The organism is Lysobacter sp. P5_C4 (assembly GCF_054049695.1).
Map to the genome: position 1 here is coordinate 574,519 of NZ_JBFULX010000002.1, position 17,023 is coordinate 591,541.

Genomic DNA, 17,023 nt, shown 5'->3' on the forward strand with positions numbered 1-17,023 from the left:
GAATCCCCATGTCTTCCGAATTCGTCGGTACCCCGCACATCCGCATGCCGCTGCCCGGCCCGAACGCGCAGGCGATGCTCGCGCGCGACGCCGAAGTCATCTCGCCGTCGTACCCGCGCGACTACCCCTTCGTGATGTCGCATGGACGCGGCACGGAGGTGTGGGATGTCGACGGCAACCGCTACCTCGATTTCGCCGCGGGCATCGCGGTGTGCAGCACGGGGCATGCGCATCCGCAGGTCGTCGCCGCGGTGCAGAACGCGGCCGCGAAGTTCCTGCACATTTCCAGCGATTACTGGCACGAGCAGATGATCGGCCTCGGCGAACGCCTGGCGCGCATCGCGCCGATGGGCGAGCCGGCGATGAGTTTCCTGTGCCAGTCGGGCACCGAAGCGGTGGAAGCGGCGATCAAGCTCGCGCGCTATGTCACCGGCCGCTCGCGCTTCATCGGGTTCCTCGGCGGTTTCCACGGGCGCACGATGGGCTCGCTGGCGTTCACCTCCAGCAAGTACACGCAGCAGAAGGGCTTCTTCGCCACCATGCCCGGCGTGGTGCACGTGCCGTATCCGAATCCGTACCGGCCCTTGTTCGCGGGCGACGACCAGGGCCTGGCCGCGCTCGATTACATCCGCATGTTGTTCGAACGCAGCGTGCCGCCGTCGGAAGTCGCGGCGATCCTCGTCGAGCCGATCCAGGGCGAAGGCGGTTACATCGTGCCGCCCGACGGCTTCCTCGCAGGCTTGCGCGCGTTGTGCGACGAACACGGCATCCTGTTGATCTTCGACGAAGTGCAATCGGGCACGGGCCGGACGGGGCGCATGTTCGCGAGCCAGCATTGGGGCGTTGCGCCGGACATCATGACGCTCGCCAAAGGCCTGGGCTCCGGCCTGCCCATCGGTGCGATGGTCGCGAAGAAGCGCCTGATGTCGCAATGGAAGCGCGGCGCACACGGCAACACCTACGGCGGCAATCCGATCGCATGCGCGGCGGCGAACGCCACCATCGATCTCGTCGAAGGCGGCATGGTCGGCAATGCGGCCACGGTGGGCGCGCACTTCATGGGCGCGCTGAACGACCTCGCGCGCGAGTTCCCCTGCATCGGCGAGATTCGGGGCAAGGGGTTGATGATCGGCATGGAGCTGATCGAGAACGATGCAGCGCGCACACCGGCACGGGCATTGTGCGCCGCGGTCGTGACGCGCGCGTTCCACAACGGGTTGCTGCTGCTTTCCTGTGGCGCGAGCACGGTGCGCTTCATGCCGCCGCTGAATGCGACGCGCGACGAAATCGACGAGGCCATGGCGCTGCTGCGCACGAGCCTCGATCAAGCGCTGGCCGGAGCCTGATGCCGATGCGCGCCGGGGGGACGCGCATTGTCGGCATCGCGACGCTGCTTGCGTCGGTGGTTGCCGCGGCGAGTGGGCGCGAGGCCGTCCTCAAGCAGGTCGACTTGCCGCACAACTACTACTGGCGCGAGTTGTATCTGCCGCAATTGACGACCGGCCCGTCGTCCGTGGCCTTCCTGCCCGACAACCAAACGCTCGTGTACAGCATGGGTGGTTCGTTGTGGCGCCAGCGCATCGGCGATGCCGAAGCGATCGAACTGACGCACGCCCGGGGCGCGTACGACTACCAGCCCGATGTCGCGCGCGACGGGGGCAGCGTGGTGTTCACGCGCTACGACGGTCGCGGGCTCGAACTGTGGCGGCTGGACGTCGCCAGCGGGAAGGCCGATGCGCTGACACGGGGTGGCGCGGTGAATGTCGAGCCAAGGCTGTCGCCAGATGGACGTCGCCTGGCGTGGGTGTCGACGCAGGGCACGGGCCATTTCAACCTGTTCATCGCCGACATCGGCGCCGATGGCCTGCACGGTGCGCGACCGCTATTGGGCGAGCGCCGCAGCACGCTCGATCGCTATTACTACTCGGCCTTCGACCACGCGATCAATCCATCGTGGTCGCCCGATGGCCGGTCGCTGCTCTACGTCGGCAATCCGGAAATCGCATGGGGGTCGGGTGATCCATCGATCGTCTCCGTCGATGCACCTTCAAAACATCGCAAGCTCCTGTCCGAGGAAACCAGCTGGAGCGCGCGCCCCGAATTCGCGCCCGACGGCAATCGCATCCTGTTTTCCAGTTACCACGGGCGGCAGACGCACCAGCTCTGGCTGACGACGGCGCAGGGCGGCGCGCCGCTGCCCCTGACCTTCGGCGACACCGAGCGGCGCAATGCGCGCTGGTCGCCAGACGGCAAGCGCATCGCCTACATCGGCAACGCGGGTGCGGACGGCAACACGCAACTGGTCGTGATGGAACCCCTGGGCGGCGCGAGCCGTGTCGTCGAAGCCGGGCGCCTGCGCACGCTGGCGCCGACAGCCCGCCTGACACTCGACATCCGCGACGCCAGTGGAAAGCCAGTCCCCGCGCGCGTCTCCGTGCAAGGCAGCGACGATCGCGCATACGCGCCGCGCACCGCATGGATGCACGCCGACGACGGATTCGATCGCGCGAAGCTGGCCACCGAAGCGCATTACTTCCACTGCGCTTCGCCTTGTGCGCTGGAAGTTCCAACCGGCGCGACGCAAATCACGGTGCAACATGGGTTCGAGAATGCGTTGTGGCGCAAGCGTATCGAGGTCGTCGGCGGCCGCGGGAACACCGTGGACGTCGGCCTCCTCGCGCAGCCGTTGCCGCCGGAATTCGGCGACTGGGTCAGCGCCGACCTGCATGTCCACATGAACTACGGCGGCCACTATCGCAACACGCCCGAACACCTGGCGTGGCAGGCGCAAGCCGAGGATCTGGACCTGGTCGAGAACCTGATCGTCAACAAGGAAGAACGCATTCCCGATATCGCGTGGTTCGGCAAGCCCGGCATCGACACGCGGCCGCGCATCGCGCACGCGCAGGAATTCCACACGAGTTTCTGGGGGCACCTGGGTTTGCTCAACCTGCGCGACCACTACATCGCGCCGGATTTCTCCGCGTATCGCCACACCGCAATGGCCAGTCCATGGCCGCACAACGGCGTGATCGCGGATCTCGCGCATGCGCAGCAAGGGATCGTCGGCTACGTGCATCCCTTCGACACCTTGCCCGATCCCGCCACCGATCCGTCGCTCACGCATGAACTGCCCGCCGATGTGGCGCACGGCAAGGTCGACTACATGGAGGTCGTCGGCTTCTCCGATCACAAGGCGACCGCCACCGTGTGGTATCGCCTGTTCAATCTGGGCTTCCACCTGCGCGCGGGCGCGGGTTCCGACACGATGGCGAACTACGCCTCCCTGCGTGGGCCCGTGGGGCTGAACCGTGTCTTCCTCGACACGCAGGGCAGGATCGAAGACACCGATGTCTTCGCCGCGCTCAAGGCGGGTCGCGGGTTCGTCACCAATGGGCCGCTGCTGGGATTGCTGGTGGACGGCCACAAGCCGGGCGACACCATCGCATCCAAGCGCGCGCAGTACCGCGTTGCGTTGCGCTCCCTCGTGCCCGTCGATCACCTCGAACTGGTCGCCAATGGTGTCGTCGTGAAACGCTTCGACCTCACCGGAGACCGCACGCATTTCGATGGCGCGGGCACGATCGATCTTCCGCAAGGCGGATGGCTGCTGCTGCGCGCCTGGAACGACGAAGCCGATCCGTTGCTCCTCGATCTCTACCCGTACGCGACGACCAACCCGCTCTGGCTCGAAGGCACCGCACCCGACGCGAATGCCGATGCCGCGTACTTCATCGCATGGATCGACCGTCTCATCGAAGCCGCTTCCGCACGCGATGACTACAACGACGCATCCGAAAAAAGCGCGACGCTCGCCTACCTGCACGAAGCGCAATCCCTGATCCGCAAGCGCGCGGGAGACCGATGATGCGTGCCCGCTGGTTGCTCGCATTCCTGGCGGCGTCCGCGCACGCGCAGACGCCGTTCACCGCCGACGACCTTTCGCAACTGGTCGACCTCACCGAACCCACGTTCGCGCCGAACGGCCGCACCCTCGTCTACACCGCGACCGCGGCGAGCCTGGCCGAAGACGCCAGCCAATCCGACCTGTGGCGCGTCGACTACGCCAGCGGCAAGCGCACGCGCCTGACGAATACGCCGAAGTTCGACGAGTCCAGGCCGCAGTGGTCGCCGGACGGCAAGTCGATCGTCTTCCTGTCGAACCGCGGCCGCGAGGATGCGAAAACGCAGGTCTGGCGGATGTCCGCCGACGGCAGTGGCGCGCAACGCCTGACGCAGTTCGGCGAAGACATCAGCGACTTCGTGCTGTCGCCCGACGGCAAACGCATTGCGTTAATCGCGCGCGATCCAGAGCGCCCGTTCGGCGCGAAGGCACCGAAGAACCCGCCGCCGATCGTCACCGAGCGCTACCAACTGCGCGAGGATGGCGTTGGCTATCTCACTGCACGGCGTGCGCATCTTTACGTCCTGGACATCGCGACCGGCAAGCACGAACTGCTCACGCCAGGCGCGCATGACGAACAACTGCCTGCCTGGTCGCCGGATGGAAAGCTGATCGCGTACGTGACCAAGCGCGGCGTCGACCCCGACCGTGATCTGAATTACGACATCTACGTCATCGAGCCGAAGGCCGGCGCGCGGGAGCGACAGCTCACGACCTTCACCGGCTCCGACCTCGATCCGTATTGGGAAACGCGCCCGACGTGGAGCCCGGACAGCACGCGCATCGCGTATCTGCGCAGCGGCGAGGACAAGTGGATCTATTACACGCCGTGGCAATTGGCGATCGTCGATGTTGCGAGCGGCAAGGCGTCGGTTCCTGCGCCGATCGACCGCTGTTTCACCAAGCCGCGCTGGTCGGCCGATGGCAAGAGCGTTTACGCGCTCATCGAACAACCCCTCGTGACGCACCTCTCGCGCGTCGACCTCGCAAGCGGTACCGTCACGCCGCTCACGACCGGCCCGCGCTTCGACTACGACCTGGACGTCTCGCACGATGGGCGCATCGTCGTCCTCGGCGGCGGCGACCTGCATCCCTACGACCTCTCGGCCGTCGAACCGGCGGGCCTGCGCACGCTCGCAGACCACAATACGTTCCTCGAACAGCGCCAACTCGCACCCGTCGAAGAACTCCACTATCGCAACGGCGAAGTCGAACTCGATGGCCTGCTCGTCAAGCCGATCGGCTATGTCGAAGGCCACCGTTATCCGACCATCGTGCGCCTGCACGGTGGGCCGGTGTACCAGTTCAGCCACGAATTCATGGCCGACTCGCAGGCCTATGCGGCGCAGGGATTCGCGGTGGTCGCACTGAATCCGCGCGGCGGGTCCGGCCGCGGTTTCGACTTCGCGAAGGCAATCTACGCAGACTGGGGCAACGTCGATGCGAGCGATGTACTGGCAGGCGCCGACCATGTCGTCGCGCTCGGCATCGCGGATCCGGAGCGCCTGGGGATCGGCGGCTGGAGTTACGGCGCGATCCTCACCAACGCCGTCATCGCGCGCGATCAGCGCTTCAAGGCCGCGATCAGCGGCGCCGGCGCCTCCAACATGTACGGCATGTTCGGGCACGATCAATACATTCGCGAATACACGCTGGAACTCGGCACCCCGTGGCAGAACCGCGCCGTCTACGACCGCGCGAGCTTCCCCTTCCTGCATAGCGACCGGATCACGACGCCGACGCTCTTCCAGTGCGGGGACGCCGATGCGAACGTGCCCTGCCTGGGCGCAGAGCAGATGTACCAGGCGCTGCGCTCCCGCAACGTGCCCACGCAACTGGTGGTGTATCCGGGGCAAACGCACGGGATCACTGTCCCCAGCTACCTTCGAGACCGCATGATGCGGAACCTGGGGTGGTACACGCGGTTCCTGAAAGGCACCGATCTGAAGGGAGGGAAGTGATGCGCTCGATCGTCGTGCTCGCGCTGGTCTTGTCGGCCGTGTCCCTGTCTGCGATCGCCGCCGAACCGCGTGCGCGCGATCTCGGCATCCCATTCGACGGCACGCCCGGCGCCCGCAATGCGATCACCGACGTCGAAGGCGTCACCGTCGGCCAGGTCACGCTGATCGACGATCTGCCGGACGGCCACAAGGTGCGCACGGGCGTCACCGCGATCCTGCCGCGCGGTCGCGCCAGTTTCGATACCTGGGTCTTCGGCGGCTGGTTCGCGCTCAACGGCAACGGCGAGATGACGGGCACCACGTGGATCACCGAATCCGGCCAGCTCGAAGGGCCGGTGATGCTGACCAACACGCACAGCGTCGGCGTCGTGCGCGATGCGGTGATCGCCGAGCGCGTGAAAGCCGGGGGCGCGGACGCGGGCGGGTATTGGTGGTCGCTGCCGGTCGTCGCCGAAACCTGGGACGGCCACCTCAACGACATCAACGGCTTCCACGTGAAGCCCGAACACGTCGCGCAGGCCTTGCGCGATGCCAAGGACGGTGTGGTCGCCGAAGGCAACGTCGGCGGTGGCACCGGCATGATCTGCCACGAATTCAAGTGCGGCATCGGCACCGCGTCGCGCCGGGTGACGGAAGGCAAGGGCGCATACACCGTCGGCGTGTTGGTCCAGGCGAACTATGGGGTACGCGATACCTTGCGCATCGCCGGCGTGCCGGTCGGCCAGCATCTGCGCAACGATCGCGTCTACACCGATCCGGCGCTGGCGCTGGAAGGTCGGAGCGTGCCCGGCGGCGACACTGGTTCGATCATCGTGGTGATCGCCACCGACGCCCCCTTGTTGCCCAACCAGCTCGACCGCATCGCCAAGCGCGCAAGCCTGGGCCTGGGGCGCATGGGTAGCTACGCGGGCAACGGGTCGGGCGATATTTTCGTCGCGTTTTCCACCGCAAATGCGGCGGCTGCGAAGGGTGCGGAATTGAACGACGCGCAATTCATCGGCAACGACCACCTCGACGGCTTGTTCGAAGCCACCGTGCAGGCGACCGAGGAAGCCATCGTCGACGCGATGGTCGCCGCGCGCGACATGCAGGGCGAAGCAGGGCGTTATGCCAAGGCGATCGACCACGACGCCCTGGTGAAACTGCTCAAACGTTATGGACGCTACCAGGCGGGCAAACAATGACACGCAGCAAACTGTTCACGGCGGTGTTGTTGGCTGCCGCGGCGACGCCCGCATTCGCACAAACCCTCGTCGTCCACGCAGGCCGCCTGGTCGACGTCGACCGCGGCGCAATCCTCGCCGACCGCGCGATCACGATCGACAAGGGCCGCGTCGTGCGGGTCGAACCCTGGAACGATGCGCTCGCAACCAACGCCAAGGTCGTCGACTGGTCGCGTTACACCGTGCTGCCGGGCCTGATGGACATGCACACCCATTTGTCCGATGAAGCGCAGTCCGCCGACCCCGGCGCGCCGCTGAAAAGCAATCCGGCGCGCGATGCCTTCATCGGCGCGAAGAATGCCTGGGACACCGTGCGCGCCGGTTTTACCACCGTGCGCGACGTCGGCACCTATCGCGGACTGTCCGACGTGCAGCTGCGCAACGCGATCAACGCCGGGCTGATCCCCGGCCCGCGCATGTACGTCGCCGGTGGCTACATCACCGTGACCGGCGGTGGTGGCGAGATCACGGGCCTGCCGAAAGGCACCGTGGTGCCCGCGGAGTTCCGCATCGGCGTGGCCGACAACGAACAACAGGTCCGCCAGAAAGTGAATGACCTGTTCGACCACGACGTCGACTTCATCAAGGTCATCGCCACCGGCGCGGTGCTCGCCGAAGGCACCGAACCCGGGCATTCGGAATACACCGAAGCGGAAATCCACGCCGCCGTCGAGGAAGCTGCCAAACGCCACAGCTTCGTCGCCGCGCACGCCCACGGTGCCGAAGGCATCAAGCGTGCAACCCGCGCCGGCGCGCGGTCCATCGAACACGGCTCGCTGATGGACGACGAAGCGATCGCGTTGATGAAACAGCACGGCACCTGGCTGGTCGCCGACATCTACAACGGCGATTTCATCGATACCGTCGGCCGCGCGCAGGGTTGGTCGGCGGCGACCCTGCGCAAGAACACCGAAACCACGCAGACGCAGCGCGACGGATTCCGCAAGGCCGTCGCCGCGGGCGTCAACATCGCCTTCGGCACCGACAGCGGCGTCTATCCGCATGGCGACAATGCGCGCCAGTTCGCCTACATGGTCCGCTACGGCATGACGCCGATGCAGGCGATCCAGTCGGCGACGATCCAATCGGCGCGTCTGCTTGGCCGCGAAGGGGACCTGGGTTCGATCGCGCCCGGCAAGTTCGCCGACCTGATCGCGGTGGAAGGCGATCCCCTCGTCGACATCGACGTGCTTCGCCACGTACGCTCGGTGATCAAGAGTGGGCAACGGGTCTGCGACGGCCCCGACGAATGCGGTCCACCGGACCCGGAGCACAGCGATGGCAAGTGAGGACAGCGGCAGCGAGCGCAAGCTCGGCTTCTGGATGTGCACGGCGCTGGTGGTGGGCAACACCATCGGCATCGGGATCTTCCTGTTGCCCGCGTCGCTGGCGCCGTTCGGGTTCAACGCGACGATCGGCTGGCTCGTCACCGTGCTGGGCTGCGTGGCGCTGGCCAATGTTTTCGCGCGGCTGGCCCGCCAGATGCCCAATGCCGACGGGCCGTACGGCTTCATCCGCGCGACGCTCGGCGACGTGCCCGCATTCATTGCGATGTGGTGCTACTGGGTCTCGCTGTGGATCACCAACGCGGCGATCGCCACGGGCGTCGTGGGCTATCTTGGCGCGGTGTTTCCTTCGGTGGCGACGATGCAGCCGGCGCTGGTCGCGCTCGCGTTGTTGTGGACCTTCGTGATCATCAACCTGTTCGGCGTGCGCACCGGTGGCCGCGTGCAGGTGGTGACCACGGCGCTGAAACTGTTGCCGATGCTCGCCGTCGCGCTGCTCGGTGGCTGGTTGTTGCTGACCGCGCCGGAGGCCTACACCGCCCACCCGCCGACGGCGCCCGTGGACTTCGGCCACGTCATGACGGCTTCGACCATCGCGCTGTTCGCGATGCTCGGCCTGGAATCGGCCACCGTGCCCGCTTCCCGCGTCAAGGATCCGGGCCGCACGATTCCGCGCGCGACGATCGCCGGCACGCTGCTGACGGCGGTGGTCTACCTGGTCGTGTCGACCGTGCCGATGATGCTGATTTCGCAGGAAGAACTCGCGCACGCCAACGCGCCCTTCGCCATGGTGATGGACCGTTTTGCCGCCGCGGGGATGGGGCGCTGGCTCGCATTGTTCGTCGTGATCAGCGGCTTGGGCGCGCTCAACGGTTGGACGCTGCTGGTCGGTGAACTCACGCGCGCGATGGCCCTCAATGGCGTGATGCCGATGCCGCTTGCGCGCCACAATCGCCGCGGCGCGCCTGCGATCGCGCTGGTCGTGACCGGCCTTTTGGGCAGCGGCATGGTGTTGCTGAGCTACAGCAAGTCACTGGTCGAGGGTTTTACGTTCATCACCAATGTCGTGACCGCGGCCAACCTGCCGCTTTACCTGTGCGCGTCGCTGGCGCTGGCCGTGTTGTGGCGGCGCGGCGGCCGCGGCGGCGTACGCGGGATGTTGCCAGTGGCGGTGCTTGGCACGGCCTACGTCTTGTTCGCCTTCGTGGGCCTGGGCCACGAGCCGTTCCAGCTCGGGTTGGTGCTCGCCGCGGCGGGGCTGCCGCTCTATCTTTTCATGCGCGTTCGCCGACGCGCCGCCGTGGCTTAACATCGGTCCCATGACCCCGTTCATTGCCGACAGCGAAGACAACCAGGCCCGCATGCGCGAGGCCGTCGCCGCGCAATCGCGCGACCGCGACGCCGGGCTGATGCAGTACTTCTACCGCTCCGAGGTGGTGTACCAGCGCGAGCTCGACACCGTGTTCTTCAAGAGCTGGCTGTGGGCCGGCCACGTCAGCCAGATTCCGGATGCAGGCGACTTCTTCCTGTACGAAATCGGCGAGGAATCGGTCATCGTCGCGCGCGGCAACGACGGGGCGATCCGCGCGCTGGTCAATTCCTGCCGCCACCGCGGTTCGCGCGTGTGCGAGGAACGCCAGGGCAATTGCCGGACCTTCGTCTGCCCCTACCACGGTTGGGTCTACGGCACCGACGGCGCCCTGCGCGGCGCGCGCCACATGGACGCGATGCCGGACTTCCGCAAGGAGGACCACGGCCTGAAGCAATTGCGCGTGGCCGAACGCTTCGGGTTGATCTTCATCAACTTCGATCCGGATGCCTACGACTACAACGCGTGCCTGTCGCAACTCGACGCACAGCTGGGCCCGTATCGCCTGGACACCGCGAAGATCGCGCATCGCGAAACCTATTCGGTGGACGCGAACTGGAAGATCGCACTCGGCAATTACCTGGAGTGCTACCACTGCGAAACCGCGCACCGCGCGTATTCGAAGCTGCACACGTTCAAGGAGCGCGAAGAAGTCGTCGCGCCGATCAATCGCGCGATGTGGGAACGCGCCGTGCGCGAAACCGGCGTGCCCGACATCGAGAAGGCGGTCTATCGCATGTTCCGCGAGGCGCCGGGTTTCGGCGCGTGCGTGTACACCAGTCGCTACGCGTTGTTCGACGGTTACCTCACGGGCAGCCGCGACGGCACGCCCGTCGCGCCGCTGATGGGCGCGTTCAAGGGCTACGACGGCGGCGCGGGCGATTGCCAGCTCGGCCCGCTGACCTACATGCTCAACTATCCGGATCATTGCATCCTGTTCCGCTACGTGCCGTTCGGCAGGAACAAGACGGACATGGAGATCGTGTGGTTCGTCAACGGCGATGCGGTCGAAGGCGTGGACTACGACAAGGCAGCGCTGGTCTGGCTGTGGGATGTCACCACCATCGAAGACAAACGCATCATGCAGTTGAATGCCGCGGGCGTGAACTCGCGCTTCTTCGAGCCCGGCCCGCAGCACCCCGAATTCGAGGACACGCCCAAGCGCTTCGTCGATTGGTACATGCATGCGCTCGCGGGCGACTTCAGCGTGGTGCCCCCGACGGTGCGCACGCATCGCACCAGTTCCTGCGAGATGACCGAACACCCCTGATTTCCTGCGGATACCTTCCCTGATGTTCCAGCTCAAACACACGCCCTTCCACGCGCGTACGTCGCAGCTCAGCCTGCCGCAGAACTGGCGGCGCTGGGCCGGCCACGTCGTGGTCGGTTCCTACGACCTGCACGTCGAACGCGAGTACTGGGCGATCCGCGACGCGGTCGCGCTGATCGACGTCTCGCCGCTGATGAAGTACATGATCGAAGGCCCCGACGCGGCCCGCTTGCTCGACAAGCTCGTGCCCCGCGACATCGGCAAGATGGCGATCGGGCAGGTCGGTTACACCGGCTGGTGCGACGACGAGGGCAAGCTGCTCGACGACGGCACGATCTCGCGTCTCGGCGAAACCACCTTTCGCCTGACGTCGGCCGAACCCTCTTTGCGCTGGCTCGCGATGAACGCCGTCGGCCTGGATGTCACGGTGACCGAAGTCACCGAGAAGATGGGCGCGCTCAGCCTGCAGGGCCCGAAGGCGCGCACGGTCCTCAACCTCGTGTGCAAGAAGACCCTCGACAAGCTCAAATACTTCCGGGTGATGGAGAACACGCTTGCCGGGAAGAAGGTCACGATCTCGCGCACCGGTTACACCGGCGATCTCGGTTACGAAATCTGGATGGACCGCGCCGATGCGTTGCCCGTGTGGGATGCGCTGATGGAAGCGGGCCACGACTACGGCATCGTCCCGTGCGGCATCCTCGCGATGGACATGGCGCGCGTCGAGGCTGGTCTGTTCATGATCGACGTCGACTACACCGCGGCCAACCATGCGTGGATCGAAGGGCAGAAATCTTCGCCACTGGAGATGGGGCTGGATTGGGCCGTGCACCTGGACAAGCCCGGTTACTTCGTCGGCCGCCGCGCGCTGGAGCGCGAACAGAAAGAAGGCTCGGCGTGGAAGCTGATGGGCTTCGAAGTCGATTGGGCGGGCATGGAGCCCCTGTTCGCCGCCGTCGGCCTGCCACCGCAGATTCCCGCGATGGCGGTGCGCGGCAGCCTGCCGGTCAAGCAAGGTGGCGTGCAGGTCGGGTACGCATCGACCAGCACGTGGTCGCCCGTGTTGAAGAAGTACATCGCGCTCGTCCACCTGCAACGTCCGCATTACGCGCCCGGCACGCCGCTCACGATGGAAGTCACCGTCGAGCACAAGCGCCTGCAGGCACCGGGCAAGGTGGTGAAGCTGCCGTTCTACGAGCCGGAGTGGAAGAAGAAATGACGTCCAACCAGTACGACGCCATCGTCATCGGCGCCGGCCACAACGGCCTGATCGCGGCCGCGTATCTCGCGCGTGCGGGCAAGAAGGTTTGCGTGCTCGAACGGCGCGAAGTCGTCGGTGGCGCGGCCGTCACCGCCGAACCCTTCCCCGGCTATCGCTTCAGCCAGTTCTCTTACGTCGTCAGCCTGCTGCGCCCGGAGATCATCCGCGACCTCGAGCTGCCGAAGCACGGGCTGAAGATCCTCCCGCTGCCGAGCACCGTCACGCCGATGGAGAACGGCGATTACCTCGCCGCCTGGGACGACCACGATCTGACGCGCCAGGCGTTGTATCGCCATTCGCCGCGCGATGCCGAAGCCTCCGACGAATACGGCCGCGTGATGGCGCGCGCGGCAAAGGCGATCAAGCCGATCCTCGGACTGGTGCCGCCGGATCCCTCGTCGCTCAGTCCACGCGACGTGCTCGGCCTGCTGAAGGTCGGCCAGTACGCGAAGAGCCTCTCGGAAAAAGAGCTGTACCAGATCGCCAAGCTGCTCACGATGTCGGCGGCGGACCTGCTCAACGATTGGTTCGAGTTCGATCCGCTCAAGGGCACGAAGTCGGCGAGCGGCATCATCGGGACGTTCCTCGGTCCGCATTCGCCGGGTACGGCCTACGTGCTGTTGCATCACTACATGGGCGAGATCGACGGCGCGTTCCGTGCCTGGGGTTTCGCCAAGAACGGCAACGGCGGCGTGTCGGCGGCGATCGCGAGTTCGGCGCGTGCGCTGGGCGTCGAGATTCGGACCAACGCATCCGTGCAGCAGGTCATCGTACAGGGCGGTCGCGCCGCAGGTGTCGCGCTGGCGAACGGCGACGAGCTGCGGGCGAAAGTCGTCATCTCCGCGGCCGACCCGAAGCGCAGCTTCCTGCAGTTCGTCGAACGCAAGCACCTGCCCGGCGAGTTCGTGCAGCAGATCGAAAACTTCCGCGTGCGTGGTTCCTCCGGCAAGGTCAACATCGCCTTGAGCGAGCTCCCCGATTTCACCTGCCTGCCAGGGGAAGGGCCGCTGCACCGCGGCGCGATTTCGATCAGCCCGAGCATGGAATACATCGAGCGCGCGTACGACGAGGCGAAGTACGGCCAGTTCGCGAAGAACCCGTACATCGACATGATCATTCCCTCGATGATCGACCGCGACATGGCGCCGCCCGGCCACCACGTGATGTCCTGCTTCGTGCAGTACGCGCCCTACGACATCGAAGGCGGTTGGGACGATGCGAAGCGCGAGGCCTTCGGCGAAACGGTCATCTCCACGATCGAGCGTTACGCGCCGAACATCCGCCGCGCGATCGTCGGCAAGCAGGTGATCACGCCGAAGGACATCGAGATGATCGCCGGCATCACCGGCGGCAACATCTTCCACGGCGAATTGTTGTTGCACCAACTGTTCTTCCTGCGCCCGGCGCCGCAATGGGCCGATTTCCGCACGCCGTTGCCGGGCTATTACTTCGGCGCATCGGGCGCGCATCCGGGCGGTGGCGTCATGGGCGCGGCCGGCAAGCTGGCCGCACAGGAAGTGCTGAAGGATTGGAAGTGATGACGACCGACAAGCAGTACGACGTGATCGTGATCGGTGCGGGCCACAACGGCCTGGTCGCCGCGAACTATCTCGCGAAGGCCGGCCGCAAGGTGCTGGTGCTGGAGCGCCGCGATCGCGCGGGCGGGCAGCTCGCGGCGGACGAACTGGGCGGCGTCGCCTTCGATCCGCTGCACGCAGGCGCGCAGTTGCGCCCCGACATCGTGCGCGATCTGGATCTTGCGAAACATGGCTTGAAGGCCGGCGTCGCGATGCCGTACATCTCGGTGTTGCCCGACAACCGTTTGCTGATGTTGTCGACGGGCGACATGCCCGCAACGTGTGAGTCGATCCGCCAGTTCTCCGAGAACGATGCGAACCGCTGGCCGGACTTCGTCGCCTTCATGGAGCGCGCAGCGACGTTCCTGGATGCGGCGTATCGCACGCCGATGCCGCGCTTGCCGAAGGTCGGGTTCGAAGGCGGTTGGCCGCTGGCCAAGCTTGCGTGGACCTTGCGACGGCTCGGCGGCAAGGACATGTTCCGCGTCATCCGCATGATGTCGATGTCGACGGTGGAGTTCACCGAAGAGTGGTTCGAATCCGAAGCGGTGCGCGCCGCGATTGCCGCCGTCGGCATCCATGGCTACACGCTCGGCTCGATGTCGGCGGGGACGGGCTACACGCTGATGCACAATTGGCTGCATCGTGGCGGCCTTGCGCACCGGCCGATCGCCGGTGGCAGTTCGACGATCACCAAGGCGCTGGTTGCTGCATTGAACGCGAACGGCGGTGCGTTGCGCACGTCGGCCGGTGTCGAACGCATCGTCGTCGAAAAAATGCGCGCCACCGGCGTACAGCTCACCGACGGTGAACAGATCCGCGCGGCCTCGGTGTTTTCCGCCGCCGATCCGAAGCACACCTTGCTCGGCCTGGTCGGCGCACCGGAACTGCCGACCGAGTTCGTGTGGCACGTGCAGTCGATCAAGATGCGCGGCTCGCTCGCCAAGGTGCACCTGCGCACCGACGGCAGCCATGGATTGCCCTTGGGCACGCTCACGATCGCGCCAACCCTGAAAGACCTCGAACGTGCCTACGACGCCGCGAAATACGGCGAAATCGCGCAACGGCCGTATCTGGAAATCACGACCGCGGGCGACATGGTGTCGATCCACATGCAGTCGGTGCCGTACAAGCTGCGCAGCATCGACTGGAACGACGCACGCGCGAGCGTGGAACGCATTGCGATCGACATGCTGGCCGCGCACTTCCCCGCATTGAAGGCGTCGATCCGCGACACGCGCACGATCGTCGCGCCCGACCTCGAAGGCGATTGGGGCTTGACCGAAGGCGACCTCAGCCACGGCCAGCCGATCCTCGACCAGATGTTCTTCATGCGCCCGTTGCCGGGCTGGTCGAACCACGCCACGCCGATCGACGCGCTTTACCTGTGCGGCAACGGCATGCATGGGGGCGCGGGGATCAGTGGTGCGCCGGGGCGGAATGCAGCGCGGGCGTTTCTCAAGGCGAAGTGACTACTCCAGCATCGCCGGCAAGCCCTCGTTCGCGAGCTTGTCGAGGATGCGTTCGAGCTGCCGGCGTTCTTCCGCATCGAGGGTCGCGAGCAACTTGCGCTCGCGGCCCAGCGCGAGCGGAACGATTTCGTCGTAGATCTGGTAGCCGGCTTCGCTGAGGGTGAGGACCGAACGGCGGCGGTCGTCGCCGTGCATCTCGCGCGTGAGCAGCCCGCGTTCGAGCAGGTGCGCGACCGCGCGGCTGACCGCGACCTTGTCCATCGCCGTGCGTTCGGCGACGGCGTTGGCACTGAGCGCGGGGTAGCGACCGAGGACCGCGATCACGCGCCACTCGGTGATGCCGAAGCCGAAGCGCGCCTGGTAAAGCTTCGCGATGGCCTGGCTGATGCGGTTGGACAACACGCTCATGCGATAGGGCAGGAAGCGGTCGAGATCCAGCTCGGCGTGGTCGTGGCCTTCGTGGCCCCGGTCTTCCTGGGCGGGTAAGTCGTCGGCGTTCATCAACATGCCCCCGGGGTATGGTTTCACCTGAAACTATGGGGTGTAGAATGCGCCTTTCCCCCTCGCGCGAAAAGAATGCCATGAACGCCCAGCCCAACCTCGGCATGCAGGTCACCACCTTCGAAAACCCGATGGGGATCGATGGCTTCGAATTCGTCGAGTTCGCCGCACCCGCCGGCCAGGGCGATCTGCTGCACGACTACTTCCGCCGCATGGGCTTCACCGCCGTGCTGCAGCACAAGACGCGCCCGATCACCGTGTATCGCCAGGGCGGTGTCAACTTCCTCGTCAACGAGGACCCGGATTCCTTTGCCGCCGACTTCGCGCAGGCCCACGGCCCGAGCGCCTGCGGTTTCGCGATCCGCTTCAAGAAGCCGTCGGATGAAGTCTGCAAGACGGTCCTGGGCAACGGCGGCGAAGCGATCTCCCACAAGCCCGAAACCAAAGCCGTGCATGCACCGGTGGTGAAGGGCATCGGCGACTGCATGTTGTATCTCGTCGACAAGTACGGCGACGCAGGTTCCATCTACGAAGACTTCCTGCCCGTGCAGGGCGCCGACCAGCATCCGAAGGGTTTCGGCCTGACCTTCATCGACCACCTCACGCACAACCTGTACTTCGGGAACATGCAGCAGTGGTCGGATTACTACGAGCGCCTGTTCAACTTCCGCGAGATCCGCTACTTCGACATCAAGGGTGCGAAGACCGGCCTGGTGTCCAAGGCGATGACCGCGCCCGACGGCATCGTGCGCATCCCGCTCAACGAATCCAACGACCCGAAGTCGCAGATCAACGAATACCTGGACGCCTACAAGGGCGAGGGCATCCAGCACATCGCCTGCTTCACCGACAACATCTACGACACGGTGGAGGCGATGCGCGCCCAGGGCGTGGAATTCCTCGACACGCCGGAGACCTACTTCGACGTGATCGACCAGCGCGTGCCCAACCACGGTGAAGACGTGGCGCGCCTGGCGCGCAACAAGATCCTGATCGACGCCGACCTGGAGACCAAGCAGCGCAAGTTGTTGCAGATCTTCACCCAGAACGCGATCGGCCCGATCTTCTTCGAGATCATCCAGCGCAAGGGCAACGAAGGCTTTGGCGAAGGCAATTTCCAGGCGTTGTTCGAGAGCATCGAACGCGACCAGATGCGTCGCGGCGTTCTCTGAAGTCGCGCTCCCTCCCCTGCGTGCAGG

Annotated in this window: 12 protein-coding genes; 11 read left to right on the forward strand and 1 reads right to left on the reverse strand. The window is 65.8% G+C overall.

What is annotated here, in order from left to right; all coding sequences use genetic code 11:
* The first annotated feature begins 8 nt into the window (after nucleotides 1-8).
* Genes ACXJJ8_RS07150 through ACXJJ8_RS07195 form a run of 10 tightly spaced genes read left to right on the forward strand, consistent with a single transcriptional unit; the run spans nucleotide 9 to nucleotide 15,323 of the window.
* Nucleotides 9-1,346: an acetyl ornithine aminotransferase family protein gene (locus ACXJJ8_RS07150; protein WP_499028200.1), complete on the forward strand. Its 1,338-nt coding sequence runs from the start codon at nucleotides 9-11 to the stop codon at nucleotides 1,344-1,346.
* Nucleotides 1,346-3,868 carry a CehA/McbA family metallohydrolase gene (locus ACXJJ8_RS07155; protein ID WP_499028203.1) on the forward strand — a complete coding sequence of 841 codons (2,523 nt, stop codon included), beginning with the start codon at nucleotides 1,346-1,348 and terminating at the stop codon, nucleotides 3,866-3,868. Before ACXJJ8_RS07150 ends, ACXJJ8_RS07155 begins: the two co-directional genes overlap by 1 nt.
* Entirely contained in the window at nucleotides 3,868-5,865 is a 1,998-nt protein-coding gene (locus ACXJJ8_RS07160; RefSeq protein ID WP_499028205.1) for a S9 family peptidase, read from the forward strand. The genes ACXJJ8_RS07155 and ACXJJ8_RS07160 overlap by 1 nt, the downstream gene beginning before the upstream one ends.
* On the forward strand, nucleotides 5,865-7,049 hold the full coding sequence (locus ACXJJ8_RS07165) for a DmpA family aminopeptidase (protein WP_499028208.1): 1,185 nt from the start codon (nucleotides 5,865-5,867) through the stop codon (nucleotides 7,047-7,049). The genes ACXJJ8_RS07160 and ACXJJ8_RS07165 overlap by 1 nt, the downstream gene beginning before the upstream one ends.
* Nucleotides 7,046-8,377, forward strand: coding sequence for a Xaa-Pro dipeptidase (locus tag ACXJJ8_RS07170; protein ID WP_499028212.1), 1,332 nt, complete (start codon nucleotides 7,046-7,048; stop codon nucleotides 8,375-8,377). Before ACXJJ8_RS07165 ends, ACXJJ8_RS07170 begins: the two co-directional genes overlap by 4 nt.
* Complete coding sequence (locus ACXJJ8_RS07175) at nucleotides 8,367-9,683, forward strand: amino acid permease (protein WP_499028215.1); 1,317 nt, start codon at nucleotides 8,367-8,369, stop codon at nucleotides 9,681-9,683. Before ACXJJ8_RS07170 ends, ACXJJ8_RS07175 begins: the two co-directional genes overlap by 11 nt.
* Before the next feature lie 10 nt (nucleotides 9,684-9,693).
* Nucleotides 9,694-11,013: an aromatic ring-hydroxylating oxygenase subunit alpha gene (locus ACXJJ8_RS07180; RefSeq protein WP_499028218.1), complete on the forward strand. Its 1,320-nt coding sequence runs from the start codon at nucleotides 9,694-9,696 to the stop codon at nucleotides 11,011-11,013.
* A gap of 22 nt (nucleotides 11,014-11,035) precedes the next feature.
* Nucleotides 11,036-12,232: an aminomethyl transferase family protein gene (locus tag ACXJJ8_RS07185; RefSeq protein WP_499028221.1), complete on the forward strand. Its 1,197-nt coding sequence runs from the start codon at nucleotides 11,036-11,038 to the stop codon at nucleotides 12,230-12,232.
* Complete coding sequence (locus ACXJJ8_RS07190) at nucleotides 12,229-13,812, forward strand: phytoene desaturase family protein (protein WP_499028224.1); 1,584 nt, start codon at nucleotides 12,229-12,231, stop codon at nucleotides 13,810-13,812. Before ACXJJ8_RS07185 ends, ACXJJ8_RS07190 begins: the two co-directional genes overlap by 4 nt.
* A complete protein-coding gene (locus ACXJJ8_RS07195; RefSeq protein ID WP_499028226.1) occupies nucleotides 13,812-15,323 on the forward strand; it encodes a phytoene desaturase family protein in 1,512 nt (503 codons plus the stop codon). Before ACXJJ8_RS07190 ends, ACXJJ8_RS07195 begins: the two co-directional genes overlap by 1 nt.
* Here the strand turns inward: ACXJJ8_RS07195 and ACXJJ8_RS07200 are convergent, their stop codons facing one another.
* Nucleotides 15,324-15,824: a MarR family winged helix-turn-helix transcriptional regulator gene (locus tag ACXJJ8_RS07200; RefSeq protein ID WP_499028229.1), complete on the reverse strand. Its 501-nt coding sequence runs from the start codon at nucleotides 15,822-15,824 to the stop codon at nucleotides 15,324-15,326.
* A gap of 104 nt (nucleotides 15,825-15,928) precedes the next feature.
* Here ACXJJ8_RS07200 and hppD point away from each other — a divergent pair, with 104 nt between their 5' ends.
* The gene (gene hppD, locus ACXJJ8_RS07205) at nucleotides 15,929-16,996 is read left to right on the forward strand and encodes a 4-hydroxyphenylpyruvate dioxygenase (protein ID WP_499028621.1); all 1,068 of its coding nucleotides are present in this window, start codon (nucleotides 15,929-15,931) and stop codon (nucleotides 16,994-16,996) included.
* Nucleotides 16,997-17,023: the final 27 nt, after the last annotated feature.

Coding starts and splice junctions, on each gene's coding strand:
- ACXJJ8_RS07150 (WP_499028200.1), top strand. CDS start 9: ATGTCTTCCGAATTCGTCGGTACCCCGCACATCCGCATGCCGCTGCCC.
- ACXJJ8_RS07155 (WP_499028203.1), top strand. CDS start 1,346: ATGCCGATGCGCGCCGGGGGGACGCGCATTGTCGGCATCGCGACGCTG.
- ACXJJ8_RS07160 (WP_499028205.1), top strand. CDS start 3,868: ATGCGTGCCCGCTGGTTGCTCGCATTCCTGGCGGCGTCCGCGCACGCG.
- ACXJJ8_RS07165 (WP_499028208.1), top strand. CDS start 5,865: ATGCGCTCGATCGTCGTGCTCGCGCTGGTCTTGTCGGCCGTGTCCCTG.
- ACXJJ8_RS07170 (WP_499028212.1), top strand. CDS start 7,046: ATGACACGCAGCAAACTGTTCACGGCGGTGTTGTTGGCTGCCGCGGCG.
- ACXJJ8_RS07175 (WP_499028215.1), top strand. CDS start 8,367: ATGGCAAGTGAGGACAGCGGCAGCGAGCGCAAGCTCGGCTTCTGGATG.
- ACXJJ8_RS07180 (WP_499028218.1), top strand. CDS start 9,694: ATGACCCCGTTCATTGCCGACAGCGAAGACAACCAGGCCCGCATGCGC.
- ACXJJ8_RS07185 (WP_499028221.1), top strand. CDS start 11,036: ATGTTCCAGCTCAAACACACGCCCTTCCACGCGCGTACGTCGCAGCTC.
- ACXJJ8_RS07190 (WP_499028224.1), top strand. CDS start 12,229: ATGACGTCCAACCAGTACGACGCCATCGTCATCGGCGCCGGCCACAAC.
- ACXJJ8_RS07195 (WP_499028226.1), top strand. CDS start 13,812: ATGACGACCGACAAGCAGTACGACGTGATCGTGATCGGTGCGGGCCAC.
- ACXJJ8_RS07200 (WP_499028229.1), bottom strand. CDS start 15,824: ATGAACGCCGACGACTTACCCGCCCAGGAAGACCGGGGCCACGAAGGC.
- hppD (WP_499028621.1), top strand. CDS start 15,929: ATGCAGGTCACCACCTTCGAAAACCCGATGGGGATCGATGGCTTCGAA.